The organism is Mesorhizobium sp. L103C119B0 (assembly GCF_000502235.1).
GTDB lineage: Bacteria > Pseudomonadota > Alphaproteobacteria > Rhizobiales > Rhizobiaceae > Mesorhizobium.
In genome coordinates this window covers 235,594-256,118 of sequence record NZ_AYXE01000007.1, presented here as the reverse complement: position 1 = coordinate 256,118, position 20,525 = coordinate 235,594, and the positions used below count along the sequence as shown (strand labels likewise).

General features: G+C 61.7%; 21 protein-coding genes. 13 read left to right on the top strand and 8 right to left on the bottom strand.

All coding sequences use genetic code 11. The annotated features are described in order from the left end of the window. Window positions 1-164: 164 nt before the first annotated feature. A complete protein-coding gene (gene ybaL, locus X728_RS152350; RefSeq protein WP_023686587.1) occupies window positions 165-1,955 on the top strand; it encodes a YbaL family putative K(+) efflux transporter in 1,791 nt (596 codons plus the stop codon). 21 nt (window positions 1,956-1,976) lie between these two features. Here the strand turns inward: ybaL and X728_RS152355 are convergent, their stop codons facing one another. Beyond that, window positions 1,977-2,786 carry a helix-turn-helix transcriptional regulator gene (locus X728_RS152355; protein ID WP_023686588.1) on the bottom strand — a complete coding sequence of 270 codons (810 nt, stop codon included), beginning with the start codon at window positions 2,784-2,786 and terminating at the stop codon, window positions 1,977-1,979. 111 nt (window positions 2,787-2,897) lie between these two features. Between X728_RS152355 and X728_RS152360 the strand changes: the two genes are divergently transcribed. Continuing rightward, window positions 2,898-3,818, top strand: coding sequence for a zinc-binding dehydrogenase (locus tag X728_RS152360; RefSeq protein ID WP_023831678.1), 921 nt, complete (start codon window positions 2,898-2,900; stop codon window positions 3,816-3,818). Between the two features lie 15 nt (window positions 3,819-3,833). On the opposite strand, the gene X728_RS152365 is transcribed toward X728_RS152360, so the two are convergent. The 5 genes from X728_RS152365 to X728_RS152385 form a co-directional block, all read right to left on the bottom strand. Beyond that, window positions 3,834-4,586, bottom strand: coding sequence for an SDR family oxidoreductase (locus tag X728_RS152365; RefSeq protein ID WP_023826330.1), 753 nt, complete (start codon window positions 4,584-4,586; stop codon window positions 3,834-3,836). 130 nt (window positions 4,587-4,716) lie between these two features. Continuing rightward, a complete protein-coding gene (locus X728_RS152370) occupies window positions 4,717-6,993 on the bottom strand; it encodes a transglycosylase domain-containing protein (protein ID WP_023831677.1) in 2,277 nt (758 codons plus the stop codon). Window positions 6,994-7,115: 122 nt separating this feature from the next. Beyond that, window positions 7,116-8,351, bottom strand: a complete 1,236-nt coding sequence (locus tag X728_RS152375; RefSeq protein ID WP_023807216.1) for an integrase — start codon at window positions 8,349-8,351, stop codon at window positions 7,116-7,118. Beyond that, entirely contained in the window at window positions 8,315-8,578 is a 264-nt protein-coding gene (locus X728_RS152380; protein WP_023807215.1) for a hypothetical protein, read from the bottom strand. Before X728_RS152380 ends, X728_RS152375 begins: the two co-directional genes overlap by 37 nt. Before the next feature lie 196 nt (window positions 8,579-8,774). Further along, window positions 8,775-9,593 (bottom strand): LexA family transcriptional regulator, encoded by an 819-nt coding sequence (locus X728_RS152385; RefSeq protein ID WP_023831675.1) that lies wholly within the window; start codon window positions 9,591-9,593, stop codon window positions 8,775-8,777. A gap of 127 nt (window positions 9,594-9,720) precedes the next feature. On the opposite strand from X728_RS152385, the gene X728_RS152390 reads away from it, so the two are divergent. The 8 genes from X728_RS152390 (at window position 9,721) to X728_RS152425 (ending at window position 15,252) form a co-directional block, all read left to right on the top strand. Continuing rightward, window positions 9,721-9,966: a transcriptional regulator gene (locus tag X728_RS152390; protein WP_023833685.1), complete on the top strand. Its 246-nt coding sequence runs from the start codon at window positions 9,721-9,723 to the stop codon at window positions 9,964-9,966. 97 nt (window positions 9,967-10,063) lie between these two features. Further along, window positions 10,064-10,924 (top strand): hypothetical protein, encoded by an 861-nt coding sequence (locus X728_RS152395; RefSeq protein ID WP_023831673.1) that lies wholly within the window; start codon window positions 10,064-10,066, stop codon window positions 10,922-10,924. After that, the gene (locus X728_RS152400) at window positions 10,917-11,270 is read left to right on the top strand and encodes a hypothetical protein (RefSeq protein WP_023831672.1); all 354 of its coding nucleotides are present in this window, start codon (window positions 10,917-10,919) and stop codon (window positions 11,268-11,270) included. Before X728_RS152395 ends, X728_RS152400 begins: the two co-directional genes overlap by 8 nt. Next, window positions 11,267-12,853, top strand: coding sequence for a DEAD/DEAH box helicase family protein (locus X728_RS152405; protein ID WP_081732408.1), 1,587 nt, complete (start codon window positions 11,267-11,269; stop codon window positions 12,851-12,853). The genes X728_RS152400 and X728_RS152405 overlap by 4 nt, the downstream gene beginning before the upstream one ends. Beyond that, window positions 12,850-13,779 carry a hypothetical protein gene (locus X728_RS152410; protein ID WP_023807208.1) on the top strand — a complete coding sequence of 310 codons (930 nt, stop codon included), beginning with the start codon at window positions 12,850-12,852 and terminating at the stop codon, window positions 13,777-13,779. The genes X728_RS152405 and X728_RS152410 overlap by 4 nt, the downstream gene beginning before the upstream one ends. After that, window positions 13,776-14,369, top strand: a complete 594-nt coding sequence (locus tag X728_RS152415) for a hypothetical protein (protein WP_023807207.1) — start codon at window positions 13,776-13,778, stop codon at window positions 14,367-14,369. The genes X728_RS152410 and X728_RS152415 overlap by 4 nt, the downstream gene beginning before the upstream one ends. Further along, the gene (locus tag X728_RS152420) at window positions 14,366-14,653 is read left to right on the top strand and encodes a hypothetical protein (RefSeq protein ID WP_023831670.1); all 288 of its coding nucleotides are present in this window, start codon (window positions 14,366-14,368) and stop codon (window positions 14,651-14,653) included. The genes X728_RS152415 and X728_RS152420 overlap by 4 nt, the downstream gene beginning before the upstream one ends. Next, entirely contained in the window at window positions 14,620-15,252 is a 633-nt protein-coding gene (locus X728_RS152425) for a DUF6456 domain-containing protein (protein WP_245266145.1), read from the top strand. Before X728_RS152420 ends, X728_RS152425 begins: the two co-directional genes overlap by 34 nt. A 97-nt stretch (window positions 15,253-15,349) precedes the next feature. Here the strand turns inward: X728_RS152425 and X728_RS152430 are convergent, their stop codons facing one another. Together X728_RS152430 and X728_RS152435 are read right to left on the bottom strand one after the other, a co-directional pair. Beyond that, on the bottom strand, window positions 15,350-15,634 hold the full coding sequence (locus X728_RS152430) for a helix-turn-helix transcriptional regulator (protein WP_031195517.1): 285 nt from the start codon (window positions 15,632-15,634) through the stop codon (window positions 15,350-15,352). Window positions 15,635-15,926: 292 nt separating this feature from the next. Further along, on the bottom strand, window positions 15,927-16,127 hold the full coding sequence (locus X728_RS152435) for a hypothetical protein (RefSeq protein ID WP_245266144.1): 201 nt from the start codon (window positions 16,125-16,127) through the stop codon (window positions 15,927-15,929). 145 nt (window positions 16,128-16,272) lie between these two features. On the opposite strand from X728_RS152435, the gene X728_RS152440 reads away from it, so the two are divergent. The 3 genes from X728_RS152440 to X728_RS152450 are packed head-to-tail and all read left to right on the top strand — an operon-like array spanning window position 16,273 to window position 20,514. Further along, window positions 16,273-16,779, top strand: a complete 507-nt coding sequence (locus X728_RS152440; RefSeq protein WP_245266143.1) for a terminase small subunit — start codon at window positions 16,273-16,275, stop codon at window positions 16,777-16,779. Then, complete coding sequence (locus X728_RS152445) at window positions 16,754-18,286, top strand: terminase family protein (protein ID WP_031195513.1); 1,533 nt, start codon at window positions 16,754-16,756, stop codon at window positions 18,284-18,286. The genes X728_RS152440 and X728_RS152445 overlap by 26 nt, the downstream gene beginning before the upstream one ends. Then, window positions 18,283-20,514, top strand: coding sequence for a hypothetical protein (locus tag X728_RS152450; RefSeq protein ID WP_023831666.1), 2,232 nt, complete (start codon window positions 18,283-18,285; stop codon window positions 20,512-20,514). Before X728_RS152445 ends, X728_RS152450 begins: the two co-directional genes overlap by 4 nt. Window positions 20,515-20,525 lie beyond the last annotated feature (11 nt).

Below are 20,525 nucleotides of genomic sequence, written 5' to 3'. Positions count from 1 at the left end.
GCGCGCGCAGCGGTTTTGCTGCGCGCGCCTTTCGTTTTCGGTGCCTCTGGCCACCAATTTACGTCTTGCGGGTTGCGTCGCCCGCACCCCCTCCACCATATTGAAAAAGGCGGCGGCTTCGGGCGGCGCACACCCGACATTTCCCGAAAGGCGCTCCACAGACAATGCCGCATGACACGCCCCTTATCGCCACCATCGTCGCCGGTCTGGGGCTGGCATTCATCTTCGGGGCGCTCGCCAACCGTTTTCGCATCCCGCCGCTGGTCGGCTATCTCGTCGCCGGCGTGCTGGTTGGACCGAACACGCCGGGTTTCGTCGCCGATGCCGGTCTTGCCAATGAGCTGGCCGAAATCGGCGTCATCCTGCTCATGTTCGGCGTCGGCCTGCATTTCTCGCTGAAGGATCTTCTCTCCGTCCGCGCCATCGCCGTACCCGGCGCCATCGTCCAGATCGGCTTTGCCACCGCGCTGGGCGCCGGCCTTGCCTGGATGCTCGGCTGGTCGATGGGCGCAGGCCTCGTCTTCGGCCTAGCGCTTTCCGTCGCGTCCACAGTGGTGCTGTTGCGCGCGTTGCAGGAGCGACGGCTGATCGAGACCGAGCGCGGCCGCATCGCCGTCGGCTGGCTGATCGTCGAGGACCTCGCCATGGTGCTGGCGCTGGTGCTTTTGCCGGCGTTGGCCGGCGTGCTCGGCGGCCAGCCGCAGGTCGATGACCATGCGAGCCTTTTGTCGCTGCCGGCCAGCTTCGGCATCTGGGGCGTCGTCGGCCTCACGCTGGCCAAGGTCGTCGCCTTCGTCATCGTCATGCTGGTGGTTGGCCGCCGCGTCATTCCGTGGATCCTGCATTACGTCGCCCATACCGGCTCGCGCGAACTGTTCCGGCTGGCGGTGCTGGCGATCGCGCTCGGCGTCGCCTTCGGCGCCGCCAAACTGTTCGGCGTCTCGCTGGCGCTCGGTGCCTTCTTCGCCGGCATGATCATGAGCGAATCCGAGCTCAGCCACCGCGCGGCGGAGGAATCACTGCCGCTGCGCGACGCCTTCTCGGTGCTGTTCTTCGTCTCGGTCGGCATGCTGTTCGATCCGTTCAGCCTGATGAGCAATGGCTGGCCGATCCTGGCGACGCTGGCCATCATCGTCATCGGCAAGTCGCTGGCCGCCTTCGTCATCGTCATCGCCTTCCGCTATCCGCTGGGAACCGCCTTGATGATCTCGGCCAGCCTCGCGCAGATCGGCGAATTCTCCTTCATCCTGGCGGAGCTCGGCGTCGGGCTGAAGCTGTTGCCGCAACAGGGACGCGACCTGATCCTGGCAGGCGCCATCCTGTCGATCCTGGCCAATCCGCTGATGTTCCTCGCCCTCGACTGGATGAAGCCATGGCTGGACGCGCGCGCCGCCAAGGCAGCACCACCGGAAGAGGCCAAGCCGGTCGGCCCGGCGACGCAGCCCGGACAAGTGGCCTCGGTGGCCGCCGCGGCAAAAGAGGATGGCCCACCGCCACGCACAACGCTTTCGGGCCACACCATCCTGATCGGCTACGGCCGCGTCGGCAGCCTGGTCGGCGCGGCGCTGAAACAGGCATCGCTGTCCTTCCTGGTCATCGAGGACGCCGACAAGACGCTGGCGAGGCTGAGAGACGACGGCGTCGAAATCGTCTCCGGCAACGCGGCCAATGCAGGTGTATTCGCCGCCGCCAATCCGCAGGGCGCCAGGCGATTGATCCTTGCCATCCCCAACGCGTTCGAGGCCGGGCAGATCGTGCTCAGGGCACGCGCCGCGAATCCCGGCATCAACGTCATAGCGAGGGCCCATTCCGATGCCGAGGTCGAGCATCTCAAAGGCCTCGGCGCCGACACCGTCATCATGGGCGAACGCGAGATCGCCCGCGGCATCGTGCAAGAAGTGCTGGAGCAAAAGCCGATGCCGCGCCCCGAAGCCATTGAGCCCTCCCCGGCCTGAGGCTTGCCACAGGCGCATCGATCATCCAACGAAGGCGGAGCCGCCATTGTGCGCGACGCTGGCGAGATACTTTGCCGGCGGCTTGCCAAGCGCCTTCTTGAACATGGTGATGAAGGCGGTGACGGAGGCGTAGCCGAGATCGCCCGAAACCTGCTGGACACTCGCACCGGAGGCCAGCTCCCTTATGGCGACGATCAGATGCAATTGCTGGCGCCAGCGGCCGAAGCTCAGGCCGGTTTCCTTCACCACCAGACGGGCAAGACTGCTTTCACTCAGCGCGACGCGATTGGCCCACTCGGCAAGCGTGCTGCGGTCGGCCGGGTCTTGCGCCAGCGCCTCGGCGATCCGCCGCAAGCGCGGCTCGGCGGAGATCGGCAGATGCAATAGCTGAACCGGCATGCGCGGCAGTTCGGAGAGCAGGATCGTGGTCAGGAGCACGTCCCTCGCCTCATCCTCCTCCACGCGATCGGCCAGCTCGATGATCAGTTCGCGCAACAATGGCGAGATCGACAGCGTGCAGCAGCGGTCCGGCAGATCGGCGGCTCCCGGCTCGATATAGACGAAGAAAATCCGCGCATTGGCGGTGGCGATATTGCTGTGTCCCATGCCACCGGGAATCCACACCCCGCAATGCGGCGGCACCATCCACAGACCGCTGGGCACGCGGCAGGTGACGCCACCGCCGAGCGCGAAGACGAGCTGGCCCTTCCGATGCCAATGGGTCGCCACTTCCGCTTTGGTTTCGGTGACATCGACGCGAACCGCAATTGCAGGAGCGATCACATCATCGACGTCGAAATTGGCCCAGGGGTAGCGGAGAGGCTGTCTCATGATTGACGGCTTTTAGCGACTATTCGCCATGATAGCTAAATTCTTTGATCCGGGAAGTCGATAGGCTCTGGTTCGTGGCTGGCATTTCACAAACCGGCAGGAAGGCTTCCCATGCGCGCCCTCGTCATCTCTCCCGACAGCCCCACCGGACTGACGTTTGCCGAGGCCAACGAACCTCAACCCCTCGCCAACGAAGCGCTTGTCTGCGTCCACGCAACCTCGTTGAACCGCGGCGAACTGCGCCTGCTCACCATACGCCCAAAAGGCTGGATACCCGGCCAGGACATCGCAGGGATTGTCGAACGGGCGGCAGCCGATGGCTCCGGGCCTGCCGTCGGCGCCCGGGTTGTGGCTTTGGTCGACGAGGCCGGCTGGGCGCAACGGGTCGCCGTTCCGACCGACCGCTTCGCCGTCCTCCCGGATGAGGTCAGCTTCGTTTCCGCCGCCACGCTTCCCGTGGCGGGCACGACGGCGCTCAGGGTCTTGCGCCATGGCGGCGACCTCGCGGGACAGCAGGTCCTGATCACCGGCGCGAGCGGTGCGGTCGGCCGTTTCCAGATCCAGCTCGCCCGCGAGCAAGGCGCCGCGGTGACCGCAATCGCCGCTGCCCGGCATGCCGAGGATCTGCGCAGCCTTGGTGCCAAACAGGTTGTCGAGTCGATCGAACTGGCTGAAGGACCATTCTCGCTGATCACCGAGTCGGTCGGCGGCCAAAGCCTAGCACTCGCTATCGAGCGCGTCGCGCCGGGCGGTACCATTGTCATGTTCGGTTCGAGCAGCGGCGAACTCACACCGGTTGGCTTCAGGCAGTTCGTTCCCGGCCACGAGGGTGCGAGGCTTCAGACCTTCGCCTACTACACATCCGGTCCAGCCATTGGCGCGGACATCGCCTCGCTGCTCGCTCTGGTCGCGGCTGGCCGGCTGGAAACCCGCGTGTCCATGACCGTGCCGTGGACAGACATCGCCCAGGCTCTGGACGCCCTGCGACAGCGCAGCTTCAGCGGCAAGGCTGTTCTCACCATCGCCGAATGAGCAGTCTGTCAGTGCTCAGACGTGCTGGCCGCCATTGATGTGGATTTCCGAGCCCGTCACATAGGACGCCTGCTGCGAGCACAGGAAGAAGATGATGTCGGCGACCTCAGCCGTGGCGCCGAGGCGCCTGAGAGGGATCGTCTCGACGATCTTGTCGGTGCCAGGCGACAGGATCGCGGTGTCGATCTCGCCCGGCGCAATCGCATTGACGCGGATGCCGTGCGGGCCGAAATCATGCGCCATCTCGCGCGTCAGCGAGCCGAGTGCCGCCTTCGAGGTCGCATAGGCGGTGCCGGCGAAAGGATGCACGCGCGTGCCGGCGATCGAGGTGACGTTGACGATCGAGCCTTTTGCTGCAGCAAGCTCCTTGAAGAGGCCCCGCGCGAGCATGATCGGCGCGAAGAAATTCACCTGGAACACATCGCGCCAGACATGCATCGGCGTGTCGATCGAATCCATGCGGCTGTTGCCGTCCTTGAGCTTCGGCGAGATGCCGGCATTGTTGACCAGCGCGTGTAATTGCCCGCCATGCGCTTCCAGCCGGTGACGGATCTCCGAGACGGCGATGCCGACATCCTCCTGGTCGGCGAGATCGACCTTGATGTGGTCCTCCGGGCCGGCCGGCCACGGGCAATCCTCGGCAAAAGCCTGGCGCGAACAGGTGATGACCCGCCAGCCCTCACGCGAAAAGCGCTTGACCGTGGCATGGCCGATGCCGCGGCTGGCTCCGGTCAGCACGATGGTTTTTCTGATGTCGGTCTCAGCCATGTCTGTCACTCCGGCCGGAGATGTAGCCGAATGCCGCGAAGGTGGCGAGAGGCCGAATTGTCACCGCAGCTCTCATATGAGGAACGGATTGCCAGCTCGCATTTGATTCGAAGCTAGAATGACGAGCCGCTCAGCCGCCGCCGAGAATATCCAGGATTGAGGTTTTCCGCTTCTTGGTCGGGCCGCCGACGCTGCCCGGCGGTACCGGATGCTTGATCGAGGCCGTGGTGCCGCCGTCGCCCGGCATGTCGAAACCGTCGGCATCGACGGTTTCGGCCGGACGGCGGACCGGTGCTTGTGCGGGTACAGCAGCAGGTGCCGGCGCGGCAGCAGGCTCAGAACGGCTGACGGCCACGGCAGGCAACGGCGCCGCCTGATTGTTATCGACTGACGGAATATCGTCGGGCACGATGGTGTCGGGCGGCGTCGACTTCCAGGTGCCGGGCAGCGGCCGGACCGGCACACCTTCATGCGCGGCCACCATGAACTCGTGCCAGGCCTGTGCCGGCAGCGCGCCACCGGTGACCTTCTTCATCGGCGTGCCGTCATCATTGCCGAACCACACGCCGGTGGTGAGGTTTGCGGTGTAGCCGACGAACCAGGCGTCGCGCGAATTCTGGCTGGTTCCGGTCTTGCCAGCAGACGGCCAGGCGAAGGCCGCCTTCCTGGCCGTGCCGATCTCGACCGTGCCGGTCATCATCGAGTTCATCATGCCGACAATGTTCTGCTTGACGACGCGCGGCGCGCTGCCGCCATTGTCGTCATAGAGCACCTTGCCTTCGGTCGTGGTGATGCGGCGGATGAAATGGATGTCGGGCTTGTAGCCGCCATTGGCGAACGGCACATAGGCCGATGTCAGCTCCAGCGGCGTCACTTCCGAAGTGCCGAGCGCGATCGAGGTGTTGGCGATCAGATCGGATTGGATGCCCATGCGGTGCGCCGCCTCGACCACCGCGTCGGGGCCGACCTCCATGGTCAGCTGCGCCGCGACGGAATTCAGCGACTTCGCCAAAGCGGTCGCCAACGTCACCTTGCCGAAATACTTGCCGCCGTAATTGTCCGGTGTCCACTTGCCGATCTTGATCGGTGCGTCGTTGCGCACGCTGTCGGGCGTGCGGCCGGCTTCCAGCGCGGCCATATAGACGAACGGCTTGAACGCCGAGCCCGGCTGGCGGCGTGCTTCGGAGGCGCGGTCGAACTGGCTGGTCGAATAGTCGTAGCCGCCGACCATGGCGCGCACGGCGCCGGAATTGTCGATCGAGACCAGCGCGCCTTGGCTGACATTGAGCTTCTTGCCGCTCTCGTCGATCAGCCGGCGGATCGACTGTTCGGCGAGCTTCTGCAGGTTGAGGTCGACGGTGGTGTCGACGACGATGTCGCTGCGCACGTCACCAATCAAATCGGGCAATTCTTCCATGATGGTGTCGGCGACATAGTTTTCCGAGCCGGTCCAATAGGATGGCGCGCGCGTTGCCGGCGCGCTCATCGCCGAGGCCAGTTCCTTGGCGCTGATCTTGCCTTCGTCGCGCATGGCGGCCAGCACCAGTTGCGAGCGCTCCTCCGCCGCCTTCGGATCCCGCGCCGGCGACAGTCGCGACGGCGCCTTCAAGAGGCCGGCGAGAAGGGCCGCCTCCGACAGAGTGACATCGCGCGCGCTCTTGCCGAAATAGCGACGCGAGGCCGCCTCGACGCCATAGGCGCCGGAGCCGAAATAAACCCGGTTGAGGTACATTTCGAGGATCTGGTCCTTGGTATGCTTGTGCTCCAGCCAGAGCGACAGCAGCACTTCCTGCACCTTGCGCTCCAGCGTGCGGTCGGGCTTCAGGAACAGGTTCTTGGCCAGCTGCTGGGTCAGCGTCGAGCCGCCCTGCGAGAAACGCCGGCCCAGAACGTTGGTCACCATGGCGCGCGATAGGCCGATCGGGTCGATGCCGAAATGCGAATAAAAGCGGCGATCCTCGATGGCGATGACGGCTTCCGGAATGTAGGGCGACATTTCGTGCAGGCCGACCGCCTCCGCGCCGCTCATGCCGCGGTTGGCAAGCAGTTGCCCGTCGACCGAGACGATCTTGATGTTGGGCGCGCGGTCGGGGATCGACCAGGTGGTGGCCGCCGGCATCTTGGCGCCGTAATAGACGACAATGCCGGCCACGGCGATGCCGCCCCAGATGCAGAGCACGAAGCACCAGTAGAACATCCGCGCCATCACGCCGAACAGCCCGCGCCGGGGTTTGCCGCGCTTGCCGCGTGACGATGATTTTGCCTTGGAGGTTTTGCGCGCCGAAGATGATTTGCGATTGGCCGGCACGACCCGATCCTCCTCGTTCACCGAAAAACCGGCCGCGGATTTCGCCTTTGGCGATCCCTCGAAGCTGGGTTCGATGCGACTGTCTCTGCGGTTCGCCATGCGTTGCGCTGTCTTCCCGGTGTCAATGGCGCTCGGGTTGGAGGGTAGATGCGGCGGTTTAAGGGCGCGTTAAAGCAGGGCTCGTGCAGGCCGTTGAAATTCCTTACGAACTTCTTAATCCGTTACCGCGCGTTACCGCTGCCGTTACCGCTCTGTTCACGGCGCTTGACGCGCGCGTCAGCAAAGCGGTCGGCGGCCTCCAACACGGCGCGATCATACTGCTTGGTGGTGCTGGTTGCGCTATGGCCGGCGACCTTGCTGGCATCGTCCAGGCTGGCGTCGGATGCCCTGCCCTCGGTAATGCCTGAAGCTCGCAAGTCTCGAGCCCAAAGGGCCACGGGAAGGCCCGCGACCTTGCGATCGACCGACCACCGCTGCGCGAATATCTTGGCGCGCCAGGGCAACCCGTTTTCCTCGGCCACGATGATCGGCCCCTTGCGCTTCTCGATCGGCCAATGCTGCAGTTCTTCCATGACCATCGGCGCCTTCTTCAGCGAATACGAAATGCTGATGCCAGTGCTGTCGGCGGTCTTGGATGGCGTGTAGCGCAGCACCATGTCGGCGTCGATATCTTCCCAGCGCAGACCGAACCATTTCAGATCCCGGTCGGCGTCGAGCACTTCGGAAATTCCGCCCATGTCCATCGGCCACCACTGGCCGATCACGTCCCACAGGCGAAGCACTGTCTCGAAGCACAGGGCATAGGCGAGTGCCGACGAAGGCCGTCCGGCCTGATGCGCAGCTGCGCGCGCCGCAATGATCTGGTTGGCGGTGGCAGACTGCTTGCGGGGTTTTGGGTGGGGGAGTTTTTTCGCTGTCTCGCGCATGACAACAGCCAGTTCCGAGCAACCGGGCAGACGCATCATGATTCCGAAGCTGACGGCAGCGAAGAGCACGGCACGGGCAGTTGACGCTGCGGCGAGGTATCGCCCGTTCTCAGACCACACGTCGTGCCAGTCTATGAGGTCAACCCCGGTTGTCTCATCGAGGCGGACGCTGCCGACGTGGGCTTTGAGGTTTTTGAGGTAGTGATTGTAAGGCCGGAGCGACCCAGGCTTCAGCTTACGATAGGGACTGCGCTTGTGGGTCTCGTAAATGGTCAGCAGTGACTTGATGGCACCATCGAATTTCAGCGGATCGGCGCGATAGCCGGTGCGCCACAGCAGCATCTCGGCCTGCAGCGCATCGCACTTTGCCTTGAGCATCTCCGGCTGATCGGCGAGGTAGTAGAGGTTCACCGTCTTCGGGATATAGCCGTTCTTGACGTCGTTCTCATCGGCAATCCAGTGCGGTACGCGCCCGCCGGCGCGCTTGATCCATTTCAGGCCTGGGGCCTTTGTCTGGTCTTCGACTTCCATTGGCTTGCGTCCGCTTTGCCGGGTGGCGCCGTTGCCGTGGTTGGGCCGGTTCCGAGATAGTTTTCGTAGAACCTGCGCACCAAGGCGACCGGGCGCCCTCCGTGAAATTCATCAATAGCCGGGAAACCGGGCTTGTTGGCAAGGGTTGGCAGGCGCTCGCGTGTCCATTTTTCAGCCTTTTCCCTGCCGACGATGGCTTCTGCGATCTGCAAATCGGTCGCGAACATCGGCAGATCGTCCAGGGTTATAGCCGGCGGCACGAGCCGTCCGAATCGACATTGAGCGGGCGGGCGAGATCGGCGAAGATTGAATGAGCGGCTGTGTGCATGGGATGGCTCCTCTATCGATGAAGCCATTAATGCATTCTGCATTAACCAAGTCAATGCATTGCGCACTGATTTATGCGATCGCGCGTAGAAAAAATTATAGGCGCGAGACCTGTCCGACGACGCGACCGATGATTCGGACATGTTCAAGCAATGCGTTCTGCGGAGGGTGAGCAGGATTGTCGGAAAGGATTGTGACCGCCGGCGGCTGGCTGAACAGTACCTTCGACAGCCGCTTTACTCTGGGCTCGCCGTCTCCGTCATCGAACACATAAATGCCGTCGGCGCCGAAGCTGCTTTGCCTGGTGTCAACGATGATCCGGTTGCCGGGATAGAGCGTCGGAACCATGCTATCCCCGACGACCGCCATGAAGATCGAGCCGGCGGGCGACGCCTGCAGCTCATGCCTGAAGAAGCTGTCCGGAATCAGCCATTCATTCACGACCTTGTGCCCGGTCACCGTCCCTGCGCTCGATATGGCCACCACCTCGGCCCCTGCCTGTCCGTGACCGGCACCGGGCCTTACATCAATCTCCGGCGTAGCTCCTGGCGTCTTTGGCGTGTAGCGCTGCGCACCTGACAGGACGCCGCCGTCATCGCCAATATTCTCGCTGTCGATGTGGCTGACGTGGTCAGGCTCGGCTGGGTCCCATTCATCAATCGAAATCCGCTCTGGCTCTCTCAGGCCGGCGTCCGAACGTGGTCCTTCGCCGAGCATTAGCCAGGCAAGCCGGACATTGAAAAATGACGCATAGAGCTTAGCGGTTTCGGTGTCGAAATCACGCGAGCCGTTTTCATGGCCGGCGTAGGTGCCGACCGGCACCTTGAGGTCCTCCGCTGCTTTAGTGGCTGACCTGTAGCCAGCGTATAGGCGCGCACTGCGTAGGCGGCTGGCGCGATTATCCTCGGACGGCATAGAAAATCCCCATGAAAATTGAATTCCGATGCATTATGCATGAAAAGAGTGATGCGCGCTGCATTGTTTTCTGCCGGTGACGTGCTATGCTTAACGCATGACAGCTGCCGAACGCATAGGAACGTTGATGACCGAAACGCCCGACATCGCAGAAGCAGCACCGATAACGCCGTCCGACATCGTGGCGATCCGCAACGCCCGGAACTGGAAGCGTTCGAACCTGGCGGCCTACCTCGGCTGCAACTACACGACCGTCTGGCGCATGGAAAATGGCAAGATCGCAATCGACGGCGCCCATCGCCGCTTGCTGCACCAGCTGAAACCTGCCGCGAGAAAGCGTTCACTGTTGTTCGCACCTGCGACGGCACGGTGATCGCCTGCGACCCGTCGACCGGGATCACGGCATCCGCCCTTACCGTTGACGAAGCCTTGGCGGAACTTCGCCGATTGCTCGCTATGAAAGATGCCGCATGATGATCCGTAAAACCGCGAAGACAGCGCCGGCGACCCGCTCACTTACCGAACGGGAGGCCGCCGCGCTTACAGTCCGCATCCGCAAAGCCGTTGACAATGTGTGGGCGCTTCTCCTGGAGGCGCAGGAGCGCGAGGCATGGAAGGCGCTGCGCCATGCGACCTGGGAAGCCTATGTAAAGGCCGAATTCGCAATGTCTCGGCGTAATTCCTACCGGCTTCTCGACCTCGGCCGCGTCGTCCGCGAGATCGAAGATTTTGTGCCGCATGCGGCACAAATCACGCAGCGCGACGCCGCTGCGATCAAGGACGATTTGCCGGCTGTGAAGGCCGAGATAGTCGCACGCATCGATAGGGGTGCTGAGCCTGCAAAGGCCGCCACCGATGTCATAGCGGAGAAGCGCGCCGCGAAGGATAAAGCGAAGGTCGAACATGACCGCCAACGGGAACAATCCCGCGCTGCCCTGCCCGATGCAGTCAAGCAGCACGTTACCACTCGCGGAGTCGCTAAGACCAAAGCCGACGGCTCGAATGTCGAGAGTGTAGACCGTGTGTCTGAACTGGAAGAACGGGTGCGCGGCCTGGAAGCGGACAACGCATCGCTCAAGGCGGAAAACGCAAAGTTCGCCGACATGTGGGTGCAGTATCAGCAAGGCGGCTTCGAAGCTGTGATCGCTGGGAAGGACGAAGAAATTCGCACCCTCAACGCCCGGCTGATCCAGGAGAGCGAAGACAAGGCCGGATGGATGAAGCGGGCAAAGGGGTGGCAGAAGCGCGCCACTGATCTCGGCTGGTCCGGCGACGTGGTCATTCCCCTTGATCCGCGATCTTCGGATGATGAGGTCATTTCCCTTGGCTGACGTGGCCGATCTCTTCAGCAGAGTGCGGTCGTTTGGCGCAAACATCGTGCTGGACGGCAACTCCCTGCGGATCGTGAACCCGAAGAAGCTGCCTGCATCCGCGAAAACGTACATCACCAAGAACAGTCAGGCCGTCGCCGAATATCTGCGCTCGGACGAGAACATCGAATTCGAAGAGCGTGCCGCGATCGTCGAGTTTGAAGCTGGCGCGCCTCGCGAATGGGCCGAACAGTTCGCCCGCTATCTGTCCCTGACCAAGCCGGCCGGGGTTTCGGAAATGGACTGGTCCTGGTTCCTGACGACGTGCGGTCGCATGATCGACGAAGCGCCGGGGGTAGCGGTATGAACGCGCTTCCGCCAGCCCATCACCAGATATCGCTCCGTCCTCACCAGATCAGAACGGAAGAGCTTTTGCGGCAGCGTATCCGCGAAGGCGCACGCCGGATCATCTTGGTGGCGCCGACGGCGTTCGGGAAGACAGAGACCGCAATCGATCTCGTGACCAAAAACCAAGCCAAGAATTCTCGAGCCTGGTTCATCGTGGATCGCGTCACGCTGATCGACCAGACCAGCGAGCGCTTCGCAAAATACGGCATCGACCACGGCATTATCCAGGCCGATCACTGGCTGACCGATCCGACGAAGCCTGTGCAGGTGGCATCGGCGCAAACGGTAGGACGGCGCAAATATCTGGACAGCGAGCTGCCGAAGCTCATCATCATTGATGAGGCTCATTGCGAATACCAATCCAATCTTGAGCTGGTCGAACGCGCCAAAGACGCCATCGTCGTCGGTTTGACCGCGACGCCTTTCACGGACGGTATGGCCGACCACTGGGACGCCCTCGTCAACGGCGCGACGACAAATCAGCTTCTCGCGGATGGTTGGCTGACCCCGCTCAAGATCAAAGCGTGCGTCGCGCCTGACATGAAGGGCGCGAAGAAGGCGTTCACCGGCGAGTACGACGAAACCGACGCCGGCCAACGCGGGATAACAATCATTGGCGACGTGATCCATACATGGGTTCAACAGACACAAAAGCATTTCGGGGGTCCGGTGAAGACCCTCGTTTTCTCACCGTCCGTTGCCCACGGTGAAGAGCTTTGCCGGCAGTTCGCCGCGGCTGGCTTCAACTTTCAACAAATCAGCTACCTGGACGCCTCGGACAAAGAGCGGCGCGACAAAATCGAAGAATTCCGCAAGCCGGACAGCGCGATCCACGGGCTCGTTTCCTGCGCGGTACTGACCAAGGGCTTCGACGTGCCGGACGTGATGTGCGGCATCTCCTGCAGGCCCTACAGAAAATCCTTCTCGTCCCATATCCAAGAGCTTGGGCGCGTGATGCGCATTTCCGAAGGCAAAGATTTCGGGCTGTGGCTGGATCACTCCGGCAACTGCGTCACGTTCGCTGAAGACACTGCCTGGCTGTTCGAACATGGCGTCCACAGCCTGTCGAGCGCTCAAAAGAAAGACGGCGAGGCTCGGGAGCCCAACCAGAAAGTCAAACAGAAATACTTTTGCGGCGAGTGCGGGCTTCAAATGGAGCCCCACCACGCTGCTTGCGTTTCCTGCGGCTGGCAGCGGCCGAAGTATGGCGAAATTCAAGTCGTTGAAGGCGAGCTGATCGATGTCGATTTCAGCATCAAGAACGCCTTCACGCCGCGCAAAGGTCTGCGCGCGAAATGCCTGGAAGATCCGAAGTCGATCTGGAACACGGCGCTGGCCTATTGCCTGTCCAATGGGCGCAAGGGGGAGGAATCGTCTCGCAAGTGGGCCTATGGCGTTTGGCGCGGCATCTACCCCGGCAGCAAGCTGCCCTATGGCCTGTTCGATGCGGCCTGCGAACACAGCCAGGTGAAGGTTGACGAGTGGCAGCTTGTCGAACGCGAAATCAAACGGTTCCGCAACAAGCCGAGGCGCGCCGCATGAGCATCGAAGACGCGATCGACGACGCATGCTCTTCGGTCGGCATCATTCCGCCAAAGGAACGCAGCTACGGCAAGTGGCTTCACACCGACACGCTGTCCGGGAAGAACGGCAAGGGCGACGGGCGCGTCATCATCAACGAAACACACGTCACGGCCTTCAACTGGCAAACCGGTGAGACTGTAACCGTCGGGATGGGTGGGGAGGTCGAGAAACGCGATCGGCAGAAAATCGCAAAGCAAATCGAGTTTTCAAAGCGCAAGAAGCAGGCCGACGCGGCACGCGCTGCCCGACTAGCGTCGGACATGATCGCCACGGCCAAGATCGCCGCGCACCCCTACCTGGCCGCGAAAGGGTTTCGTGACGAAAAGGCCATGGTGATCCGGGTGGAAGATGTGCGTCGGATCGGCGGCGATTACCTCGTGCCCGATGCCGGCTGTTCTTCCGCGATGGTCATACCGGCCCGCATCGGCGGCCAAGTGGCGTCTGCACAATTGATCTGGGAAGACGGCACCAAGAAGTTTCTTTTCGGCGGGGCCACATGGGGCGCTGCCCACCGGATCAGCACCGGCGTCGATACCTGGCTCTGTGAAGGCTATGCAACGGGCCTCTCCGTCCGCGCCGCTCTGCAGGGGATGAAGATCAAACCGACCGTCCTCTGCTGCTTCTCGGCCGCCAATATCGTCACTGTAGCTGGCCACAGCGGCGGGCGGGTTTTCATCGCGGCTGAGAATGACAAGCCGCTGAAGCAGTTCGATGGCCTCGGCGCCAGCGAATACTACGCCCGCAAAACGTCGCTGCCCTTTGGCATGCCGCCCGATATCGGGACGGACTTCAACGACCTTCACCAACGATCAAGCATCTTTGCCGTGCAGCGAGCCCTGACAGCCGTCATGGCGAACGCAGCGCGCAAGAAAGGCACTTCATGAAAAAGGAACTCGACACCTCGAAAGCTTCTTTCAAACTTGACCTCATCGAGACAGCCAACGCGGACCCGGTGATGACTGCTGCCGACTTGAAACTGTTGGCGGCATATATGTCGGTCATGGAATGGCCTTCGGGTAAAGCATGGCTTTCCATCACGCTGGGTTGCGCAAAAACCGGACTGAGCGAACGGCAATATTGGACAAGCCGAACGCGTCTCGCCGGCAAGAATGAAGCCAAAAGGCCGTACATGATCGCTGCCGGCGGCTCCGGCACCGTTGACGCGTTCAAGCTGATCAATCCCTGGCGGGATGAAGCAATCGAGCACGTCGCGGCCATGACGGCTTTCCATCGAGAGCGCTTGAGGCAACAAAAGGCCAAATCTCGGCTGAAGAAGATAACGTCGCAAACAAGCGATGTGTCACTGCAACCATTGCAGGGACATAACCCCGGTTGTCACTGCAAAATTTGCAGTCCTGTCACTGCAACCATTGCAGACAAGTACCCCTCAGATAGTACCCCAAGGAAAGAAGGGGCCGGTAAGAATAATCCTGGCTCGAACGTTCTGCCCTTCGGCAAGCGGAAGGCGTCATGATGCAAACGCTCTCCCAGGCTGAACTTGATGACGCGTACCATCACGCGATCTTCGACTGTGACCAGGCGCTGTCCGATTACATCCGTCGCGCCTTCAAGCTGCGGCAAGAGCAAATGGCATGGAAGGGTGTAAGCCCGATCCTCTGGGACACGATCCGCAACGATCTGCACGAGATGCTGGCGCAAGCTTTCCACGAATGTGAGTTCAAGCACCTCGGGCCGGAGCGGTACGATCAACTGATGGACAGACTATGGAAGCGCAACCCGGAGCAACAACCAGTATGACGAAAAGCAGGAACAGCAAGCTGACCGTTCCGAAGATGCGGAAAGGCGAAGCGGAACAGGCGAAGATTCGGCGAGACCTTGGCCATGACTTCGCTGTCCAGAAGGACGATCACGGTCGCGACCGGCTCATTGCCGGCACCGCCGACGCAAGGCGCGTCTACGATGTCAGCAATGGCGGCTATATCAGCACGGGTGGCATAGCCCGGGTTCGCAATGTCGATCCCCTCAAGGGCATTTCGAGCCTGACATACAAGCAGCGGGACGCGGGTACTCGCTATCGCGCTGACTTCGAATTGGCGACGCGCGAGGGCCTGAAGACCATGGGCATGGGCGAGCGCGTCGACGGCGGCCGATCCGGTGCGAGTGTCCCGGCCAAGCTGATCGACAACCACGCGGTGATGGCGCGGGCGCGGCAAGCTCTGGTCTATCCCGAGATCCTGGCTGTAATCGATGCGGTATGCGGTCTCGGGATGTCGATCAAGGAAGTGGCGCAGCGGGAGAACGTGGTCCGAGACATTCCGGCCCAGCTCTTGCGCATGGGTCTGGAACGTCTCGTTTTTCACTACGGGTCGCAGTCCGCAACCCGTCACAACAGTTGAAACGTGCCGTCACGTATGGTAGAGATTTGGGCACGGTGACGATTTGCGCCGGAACCCGCCCGAATGAGGCGGGTTTTTTGTTGCGCATCGGTTTTTATCACACAAGCGGATCGGTAAAGGCCTTCGCGTCTGCCATCAGCTGTTCATACCAGTCGAATGACACAATATCCGACATCGATCCTTCCCCGATCTTTCCTTTCGCGCCGTGCGCCAATGCAACCCGTTCTGCAGCAAGGATATGCATCCTACGAAGGGTCGCCTTGCCCCCCTCGATTTCTTGGTAGGCACGCAGTTTCAAACCCAACTCTTCGGCCATCTGTGTTTGCGTCAAGCCAAGATCATTGCGGAGCCATTCCAATTGTTGTGCGTTCATCGCTTCCATTGAATTGAGCCCTGCGTTGCGCTATATCGGGACCGGGTGAGGTTTGGACCCCCACCCGGCTCCGGTGTTACCGGCCTATGGAGAGAGCCAATCTCCATCTGCCGAACCGGACGTGGAAGGTGAGCTTGAAGCTCATGGTGTCCTCCAGTCCGTTGCCGAAACGGGATTGCTTCGGCGAAATGAATATACGCAGAAACTGCGCATCGCGCAACCGAAAAGCGCAGAAACTGCATATTATTTAGAGCCGCTTCGGGTCCAACCGGGCGGCTTTCGCTTTAGAGGTGCGGCGCACCTACGAATCGCTGGGTAGCTCCTGCCTGCGCTTTGGCTGGATAGGCGGGGAGTTAAGCCTTATCAGCTGACCGGCCGCAAAATTCCTGGCAAATTCTTCGTTCTCGAAAAGATGCTGGGTGGTTTCGCCGTTCTCAAAGATCTGCACCGCCCATTGGCCGTCGATCCTTTCGACACGAACACCATTTGTACTCTCGTCCACGGTCGCCACTCCCAAACACGAGCCCCAACGAACCATTTCAGTCGCAAGGTTCAAACGTATAATTCCGCATGCGCTCAGACCGCAAGGTGCCTCAATGCCCGCAACAGAGCTGACCCCGAAGCAAGCGCGCTTCATCGAAGAATTCATGATCGACCTGAACGCCACACAGGCGGCAAAGCGGGCCGGCTACAGCGAATTGACAGCCCAGGTGCAAGGATCGCGCCTATTATCGAATGTTATGGTTGGCGAGGCCATCGCAGCGCGGCAAGCAGCCATCGCTGAAAAGCTCAGCGTCACTCAGGAACGCATCGTGGCCGAGCTGGCGAAGATTGCCTTTTCCGATATTCGCAAGGCGGTGCAGTGGGGCCGCAGCCCGATCGACACGGAATCGGAGAACGCCAAGCCGAATGGTCTCGGCATCTATCCGGTCGAGTTGGTCGGCAGCGACAAGATTGACGACGACACGGCCGCCGCGGTCTCTGAAGTCTCGCTTACCCAGACGGGCATCAAGATCAAGATGCACGACAAGAAATCGGCGCTGGTCGACCTGGGCAAGCATTTTGGCATGTTCAAGGAACGCGTCGAGCTCACTGGCAAGGACGGCGCCGCGCTCGTCCCGGTGGTCAATGTCCGCCTCCGCAGCCGCAGCTGAAATCAATCTCGACCTGCACGACAAGCAGGCGCTGGCATTCGAGACGGAAGCAACCGAAGCGCTCTATGGCGGTGCTGCCGGCGGTGGCAAGTCGCACCTGATGCGCGCGGCCGCCATAACCTGGTGCGCGGAAATCCCAGGCCTTCAGGTCTATCTCTTCCGCCGCATCCGCGACGACCTGATCAAGAACCACATGGAAGGCCCCCAAGGCTTTCGCCAGATGCTCGCCGGCTGGGTGGAATGCGGGTTCGTCACCATCGTAGAGGATGAAATTCGGTTCTGGAACGGATCGAGGATCTATCTCTGCCACTGCAAAGACGAGAAGGACCGTTTCAAATATCAGGGCGCTGAAATCCATGTGCTGCTGATCGACGAGCTGACCCACTTCACCGAAGTGATTTACCGGTTCCTCCGCAACCGCGTGCGCATGGTCGGGATCAAGGTTCCGCCGCAATACGCCGGCCGCTTCCCGCGCATCCTCTGTGGAGCCAATCCGGGCGGGATCGGTCACCAGTTCGTCAAGGCAACGTTCATTGACGGCGTCCTGCCGCTGAAGGTGTACAAGGCCGAAGTCAGCGAAGGCGGCATGCAGCGGCAGTTCATCCCTGCGCAGCTCGAAGACAACCCATCAATGAACGACAACGATCCCGGCTATGAAAGCCGGCTGATGGGTCTCGGTTCGGAGAGCCTGGTGCGCGCAATGCGCTATGGCGACTGGGACGTTGTTGAGGGCGCCTATTTCGACAACTTCGAACGACGCCGGCACGTCGTCAAACCATTCGCCATTCCAGACCACTGGACACGCTTCAGGGCGGGCGACTGGGGCAGCGCCAAGCCGTTCTCTTTTGGTTGGTATGCGGTGGCGTCCGACGATACGATTGTGCCGTCTGGCGTGGCTGGCGCGCCCGGCATCGTCATTCCACGCGGCGCGCTCATCAAGTACCGCGAATGGTATGGCGTGAAGATCGACAAATCGGGTCGCTATCTGCCCAACACTGGTCTGAAGCTGCATGCAGAAGCGGTCGGGGCCGGTGTCCGCCAGCGCGATTATGACGACACGATCAGTTACGGCGTCCTTGACCCTGCTGCGTTCAGCCAGGACGGCGGGCCATCGCTGGCCGAGAGGATGGCGAACGGGACGAACGCTAACGGATCGACCTTCCGGCGCGCGGACAACAAGCGAACGGCTGGACGCGGCGCAATGGGCGGCTGGGATCAGTTGCGCGGCCGACTGACTGGCGACGAGGACGGCCGGGCGATGCTGTTCTTCTTCGAAACCTGCATACACACGATTCGGACCCTGCCGGCGCTGCAGCACGACGAGGCGAACCCGGAAGACCTCAACAGCGACCAGGAAGACCATGCGGCCGACGAGACGCGCTACGCGTGCATGTCGCGGCCATGGGCGGCCAAGACCAAGACGCCGGCTCCCAAGGTGCCCCAGGGCCATGTCCAGCTTCCCGGCGTGCCTGACGACGGCAACGGGCGTCGAAGGATTCGCATATGATCAACGACACTGAAGACGAGATCGACAACACCGCAGATGATGCGGTCGACCCGTCGCTGAAGCCGAAGGCCTCCAAGGGCTGGCTGAAGCTGATCACGGATCAGGAGAAGGCCGGCTTTGCCGACTATCAGACACGGTGCACCAACATCCAGAAGCGGTATGCCGATCTGGAGCGCCTGGCGAACGTCACCCGCGACCGCGAGTTTCAAATCTTCTGGGCCAATATCGAAGTCCTGAAGCCTTCCATGTATTCCCGCCCACCGGTTCCGGTGGTCGCGCCGCGCTTTCAGGACAGTCGGCCGCTCCCGCGCACGGCATCGGAGCTTGTCGAGCGCTCGACGGCGGTGACGTTCGATCGGCAGAACATTGACGGCGTGATGCGGCTGGTGCGAGACGACCTGGCCACGATTGCGCGCGGCTGCATGTGGATCCGGTACGAGACCAAGAGCCGAGAGAACGGCTACACCGAAACCGTCTGCATCGAGCACAAGAACCGTCGCGACTTCGTGCATGATCCCGCCCGAAACTGGAAGGAAGTGGACTGGGTCGCGGGCGGCGCATGGATGACGCGCAAAGAGATGCGCAAGCGCTTCAAGGCGACGTCAGGCAACGCCTATCAGGATGCCGAGTTCGCCAAGCGCAAGGACGACAAGAACAACACCGACGGCAAGCTGAAGGCGCGGGTCTGGGAACTGTGGTCGAAGTCCGAAAACAAGGTGGTGTGGCTGTCACCGGGCGTTGATGTCGTGCTGGACGAGGGCGCGCCGCACCTCACGTTGGAAAACTTCTTCCCGTGTCCGCAGCCGGCCTATGGCACGTTGCAGCCGGAGAGCCTTATCCCGGTTCCCGATTACGTCTTCTACAAAGACCAGATCGAGGAAATCAACGACATCACCAACCGCATTTCGGCATTGACCGAAGCGCTTCAGGTGCGTGGTTTCTATCCGGCCGGCGCCGGCGAAATCGGCGATGCGATCGAGGCCGCGGTTAAGACGCGCGATCCGCGCCAGATCATGGTCCCGGTCAGCAATTGGGCCGCGTTCGGCAATGGATCGGCCAAGGACACGGTTGTCTGGCTGCCGACCGACATGGTGGCGTCGACCATCACGCAGCTGATCGCGCTTCGCAAGCAGCTCATCGAGGACATTTACCAGATCAGCGGCCTGTCGGACATCATGCGGGGCGAGAGCAACCCGAACGAAACGCTCGGCGCGCAGCAGATCAAGACGCAATACGGCTCTGTCCGCATTCGCGACCGGCAGAACGAGCTGGTGCGCATCGCTCGCGACGCGGCGCGCATCATCGCCGAGGTCATGGCAGAGAATTTCCAGTCGAAGACGCTGCTGGAAATGAGCCAGATGGAACTGCCGAGCGAGGCCGATATCGCCAAGCAGGTAAAGCCGCTGGAGGCCCAAGCCAAAAGCATTGAGAAGGAATTGCAGGGCGCGTCGCGTGATCCCGAAATCGCCGCGATGGCGAAGCAGAACCCGGAAGCCGCGCAGCAGATAATGCAGCAGGCTCAGGGCCAGATTGCCGAGATCACGAAGCAGATCGAGGAGCTGAAAAAGACCGTCACCATCGACCAGGTGATGGACTTCCTGCACGATCAGAAAATCCGGCCGTTCAGTCTCGACATCGAGACCGACAGCACCATCCAGCCCGACGAAAATGCCGAGAAGCAGCGCCGCAGCGAGTTCCTGACTGCGCTTGCTGGCACGCTCGCCCAGCTTGGCCCGATGGTGCAGGCACAACCTGAGACGGCTCCCTTCGCTGCCGAGGTGCTGAAATTCGCCATGGCGCCGTTCCGTCCCGGTCGCAGCATGGATGCGACGATTGACGAGTTTGCGGAGCAGATGAAGGCGATGGGTTCCCAGCCTAGGCCAGATCCCAGTGCCGGCAGAGCGGAAGCTGACGCCAAGGCCAACGAAGGCAAGATGGCGGTGGAAAAGGCCAAGTCTGACGCCGCAATGGCCAAGTCACAAAGCGACGCGGAAATCGCCAGAACCAAGGCCGAGGCCGATATCGCCCGGATCAACGCTGATGCCGCGCAAAAGCAGCGCGAGGCCGATATCCGCATCCGCGAGATCGAGGCCAACGCGGCCGCCGCAGCTCAGAAGCACGAGCAGGACATGCAGAAGGGTCAGCTCGAAATCGAAAAGCTGCGCCTTCAGGTGCTCGGCCAAGCACAGAAGAACGCCGCGCCTCAGCCAGCTGCTGCTCAACTTTGAAAAGGACAATG

Coding starts and splice junctions, on each gene's coding strand:
- X728_RS152405 (WP_081732408.1), top strand. CDS start 11,267: ATGAACGCGCTTCCGCCAGCCCATCACCAGATATCGCTCCGTCCTCAC.
- X728_RS152375 (WP_023807216.1), bottom strand. CDS start 8,351: ATGGAAGTCGAAGACCAGACAAAGGCCCCAGGCCTGAAATGGATCAAG.
- X728_RS152385 (WP_023831675.1), bottom strand. CDS start 9,593: ATGCCGTCCGAGGATAATCGCGCCAGCCGCCTACGCAGTGCGCGCCTA.
- X728_RS152390 (WP_023833685.1), top strand. CDS start 9,721: ATGACCGAAACGCCCGACATCGCAGAAGCAGCACCGATAACGCCGTCC.
- X728_RS152355 (WP_023686588.1), bottom strand. CDS start 2,786: ATGAGACAGCCTCTCCGCTACCCCTGGGCCAATTTCGACGTCGATGAT.
- X728_RS152410 (WP_023807208.1), top strand. CDS start 12,850: ATGAGCATCGAAGACGCGATCGACGACGCATGCTCTTCGGTCGGCATC.
- X728_RS152370 (WP_023831677.1), bottom strand. CDS start 6,993: ATGGCGAACCGCAGAGACAGTCGCATCGAACCCAGCTTCGAGGGATCG.
- ybaL (WP_023686587.1), top strand. CDS start 165: ATGCCGCATGACACGCCCCTTATCGCCACCATCGTCGCCGGTCTGGGG.
- X728_RS152365 (WP_023826330.1), bottom strand. CDS start 4,586: ATGGCTGAGACCGACATCAGAAAAACCATCGTGCTGACCGGAGCCAGC.
- X728_RS152445 (WP_031195513.1), top strand. CDS start 16,754: ATGTCCGCCTCCGCAGCCGCAGCTGAAATCAATCTCGACCTGCACGAC.
- X728_RS152415 (WP_023807207.1), top strand. CDS start 13,776: ATGAAAAAGGAACTCGACACCTCGAAAGCTTCTTTCAAACTTGACCTC.
- X728_RS152425 (WP_245266145.1), top strand. CDS start 14,620: ATGGAAGCGCAACCCGGAGCAACAACCAGTATGACGAAAAGCAGGAAC.
- X728_RS152420 (WP_023831670.1), top strand. CDS start 14,366: ATGATGCAAACGCTCTCCCAGGCTGAACTTGATGACGCGTACCATCAC.
- X728_RS152360 (WP_023831678.1), top strand. CDS start 2,898: ATGCGCGCCCTCGTCATCTCTCCCGACAGCCCCACCGGACTGACGTTT.
- X728_RS152395 (WP_023831673.1), top strand. CDS start 10,064: ATGATGATCCGTAAAACCGCGAAGACAGCGCCGGCGACCCGCTCACTT.
- X728_RS152440 (WP_245266143.1), top strand. CDS start 16,273: ATGATCGACCTGAACGCCACACAGGCGGCAAAGCGGGCCGGCTACAGC.
- X728_RS152380 (WP_023807215.1), bottom strand. CDS start 8,578: ATGTTCGCGACCGATTTGCAGATCGCAGAAGCCATCGTCGGCAGGGAA.
- X728_RS152430 (WP_031195517.1), bottom strand. CDS start 15,634: ATGGAAGCGATGAACGCACAACAATTGGAATGGCTCCGCAATGATCTT.
- X728_RS152450 (WP_023831666.1), top strand. CDS start 18,283: ATGATCAACGACACTGAAGACGAGATCGACAACACCGCAGATGATGCG.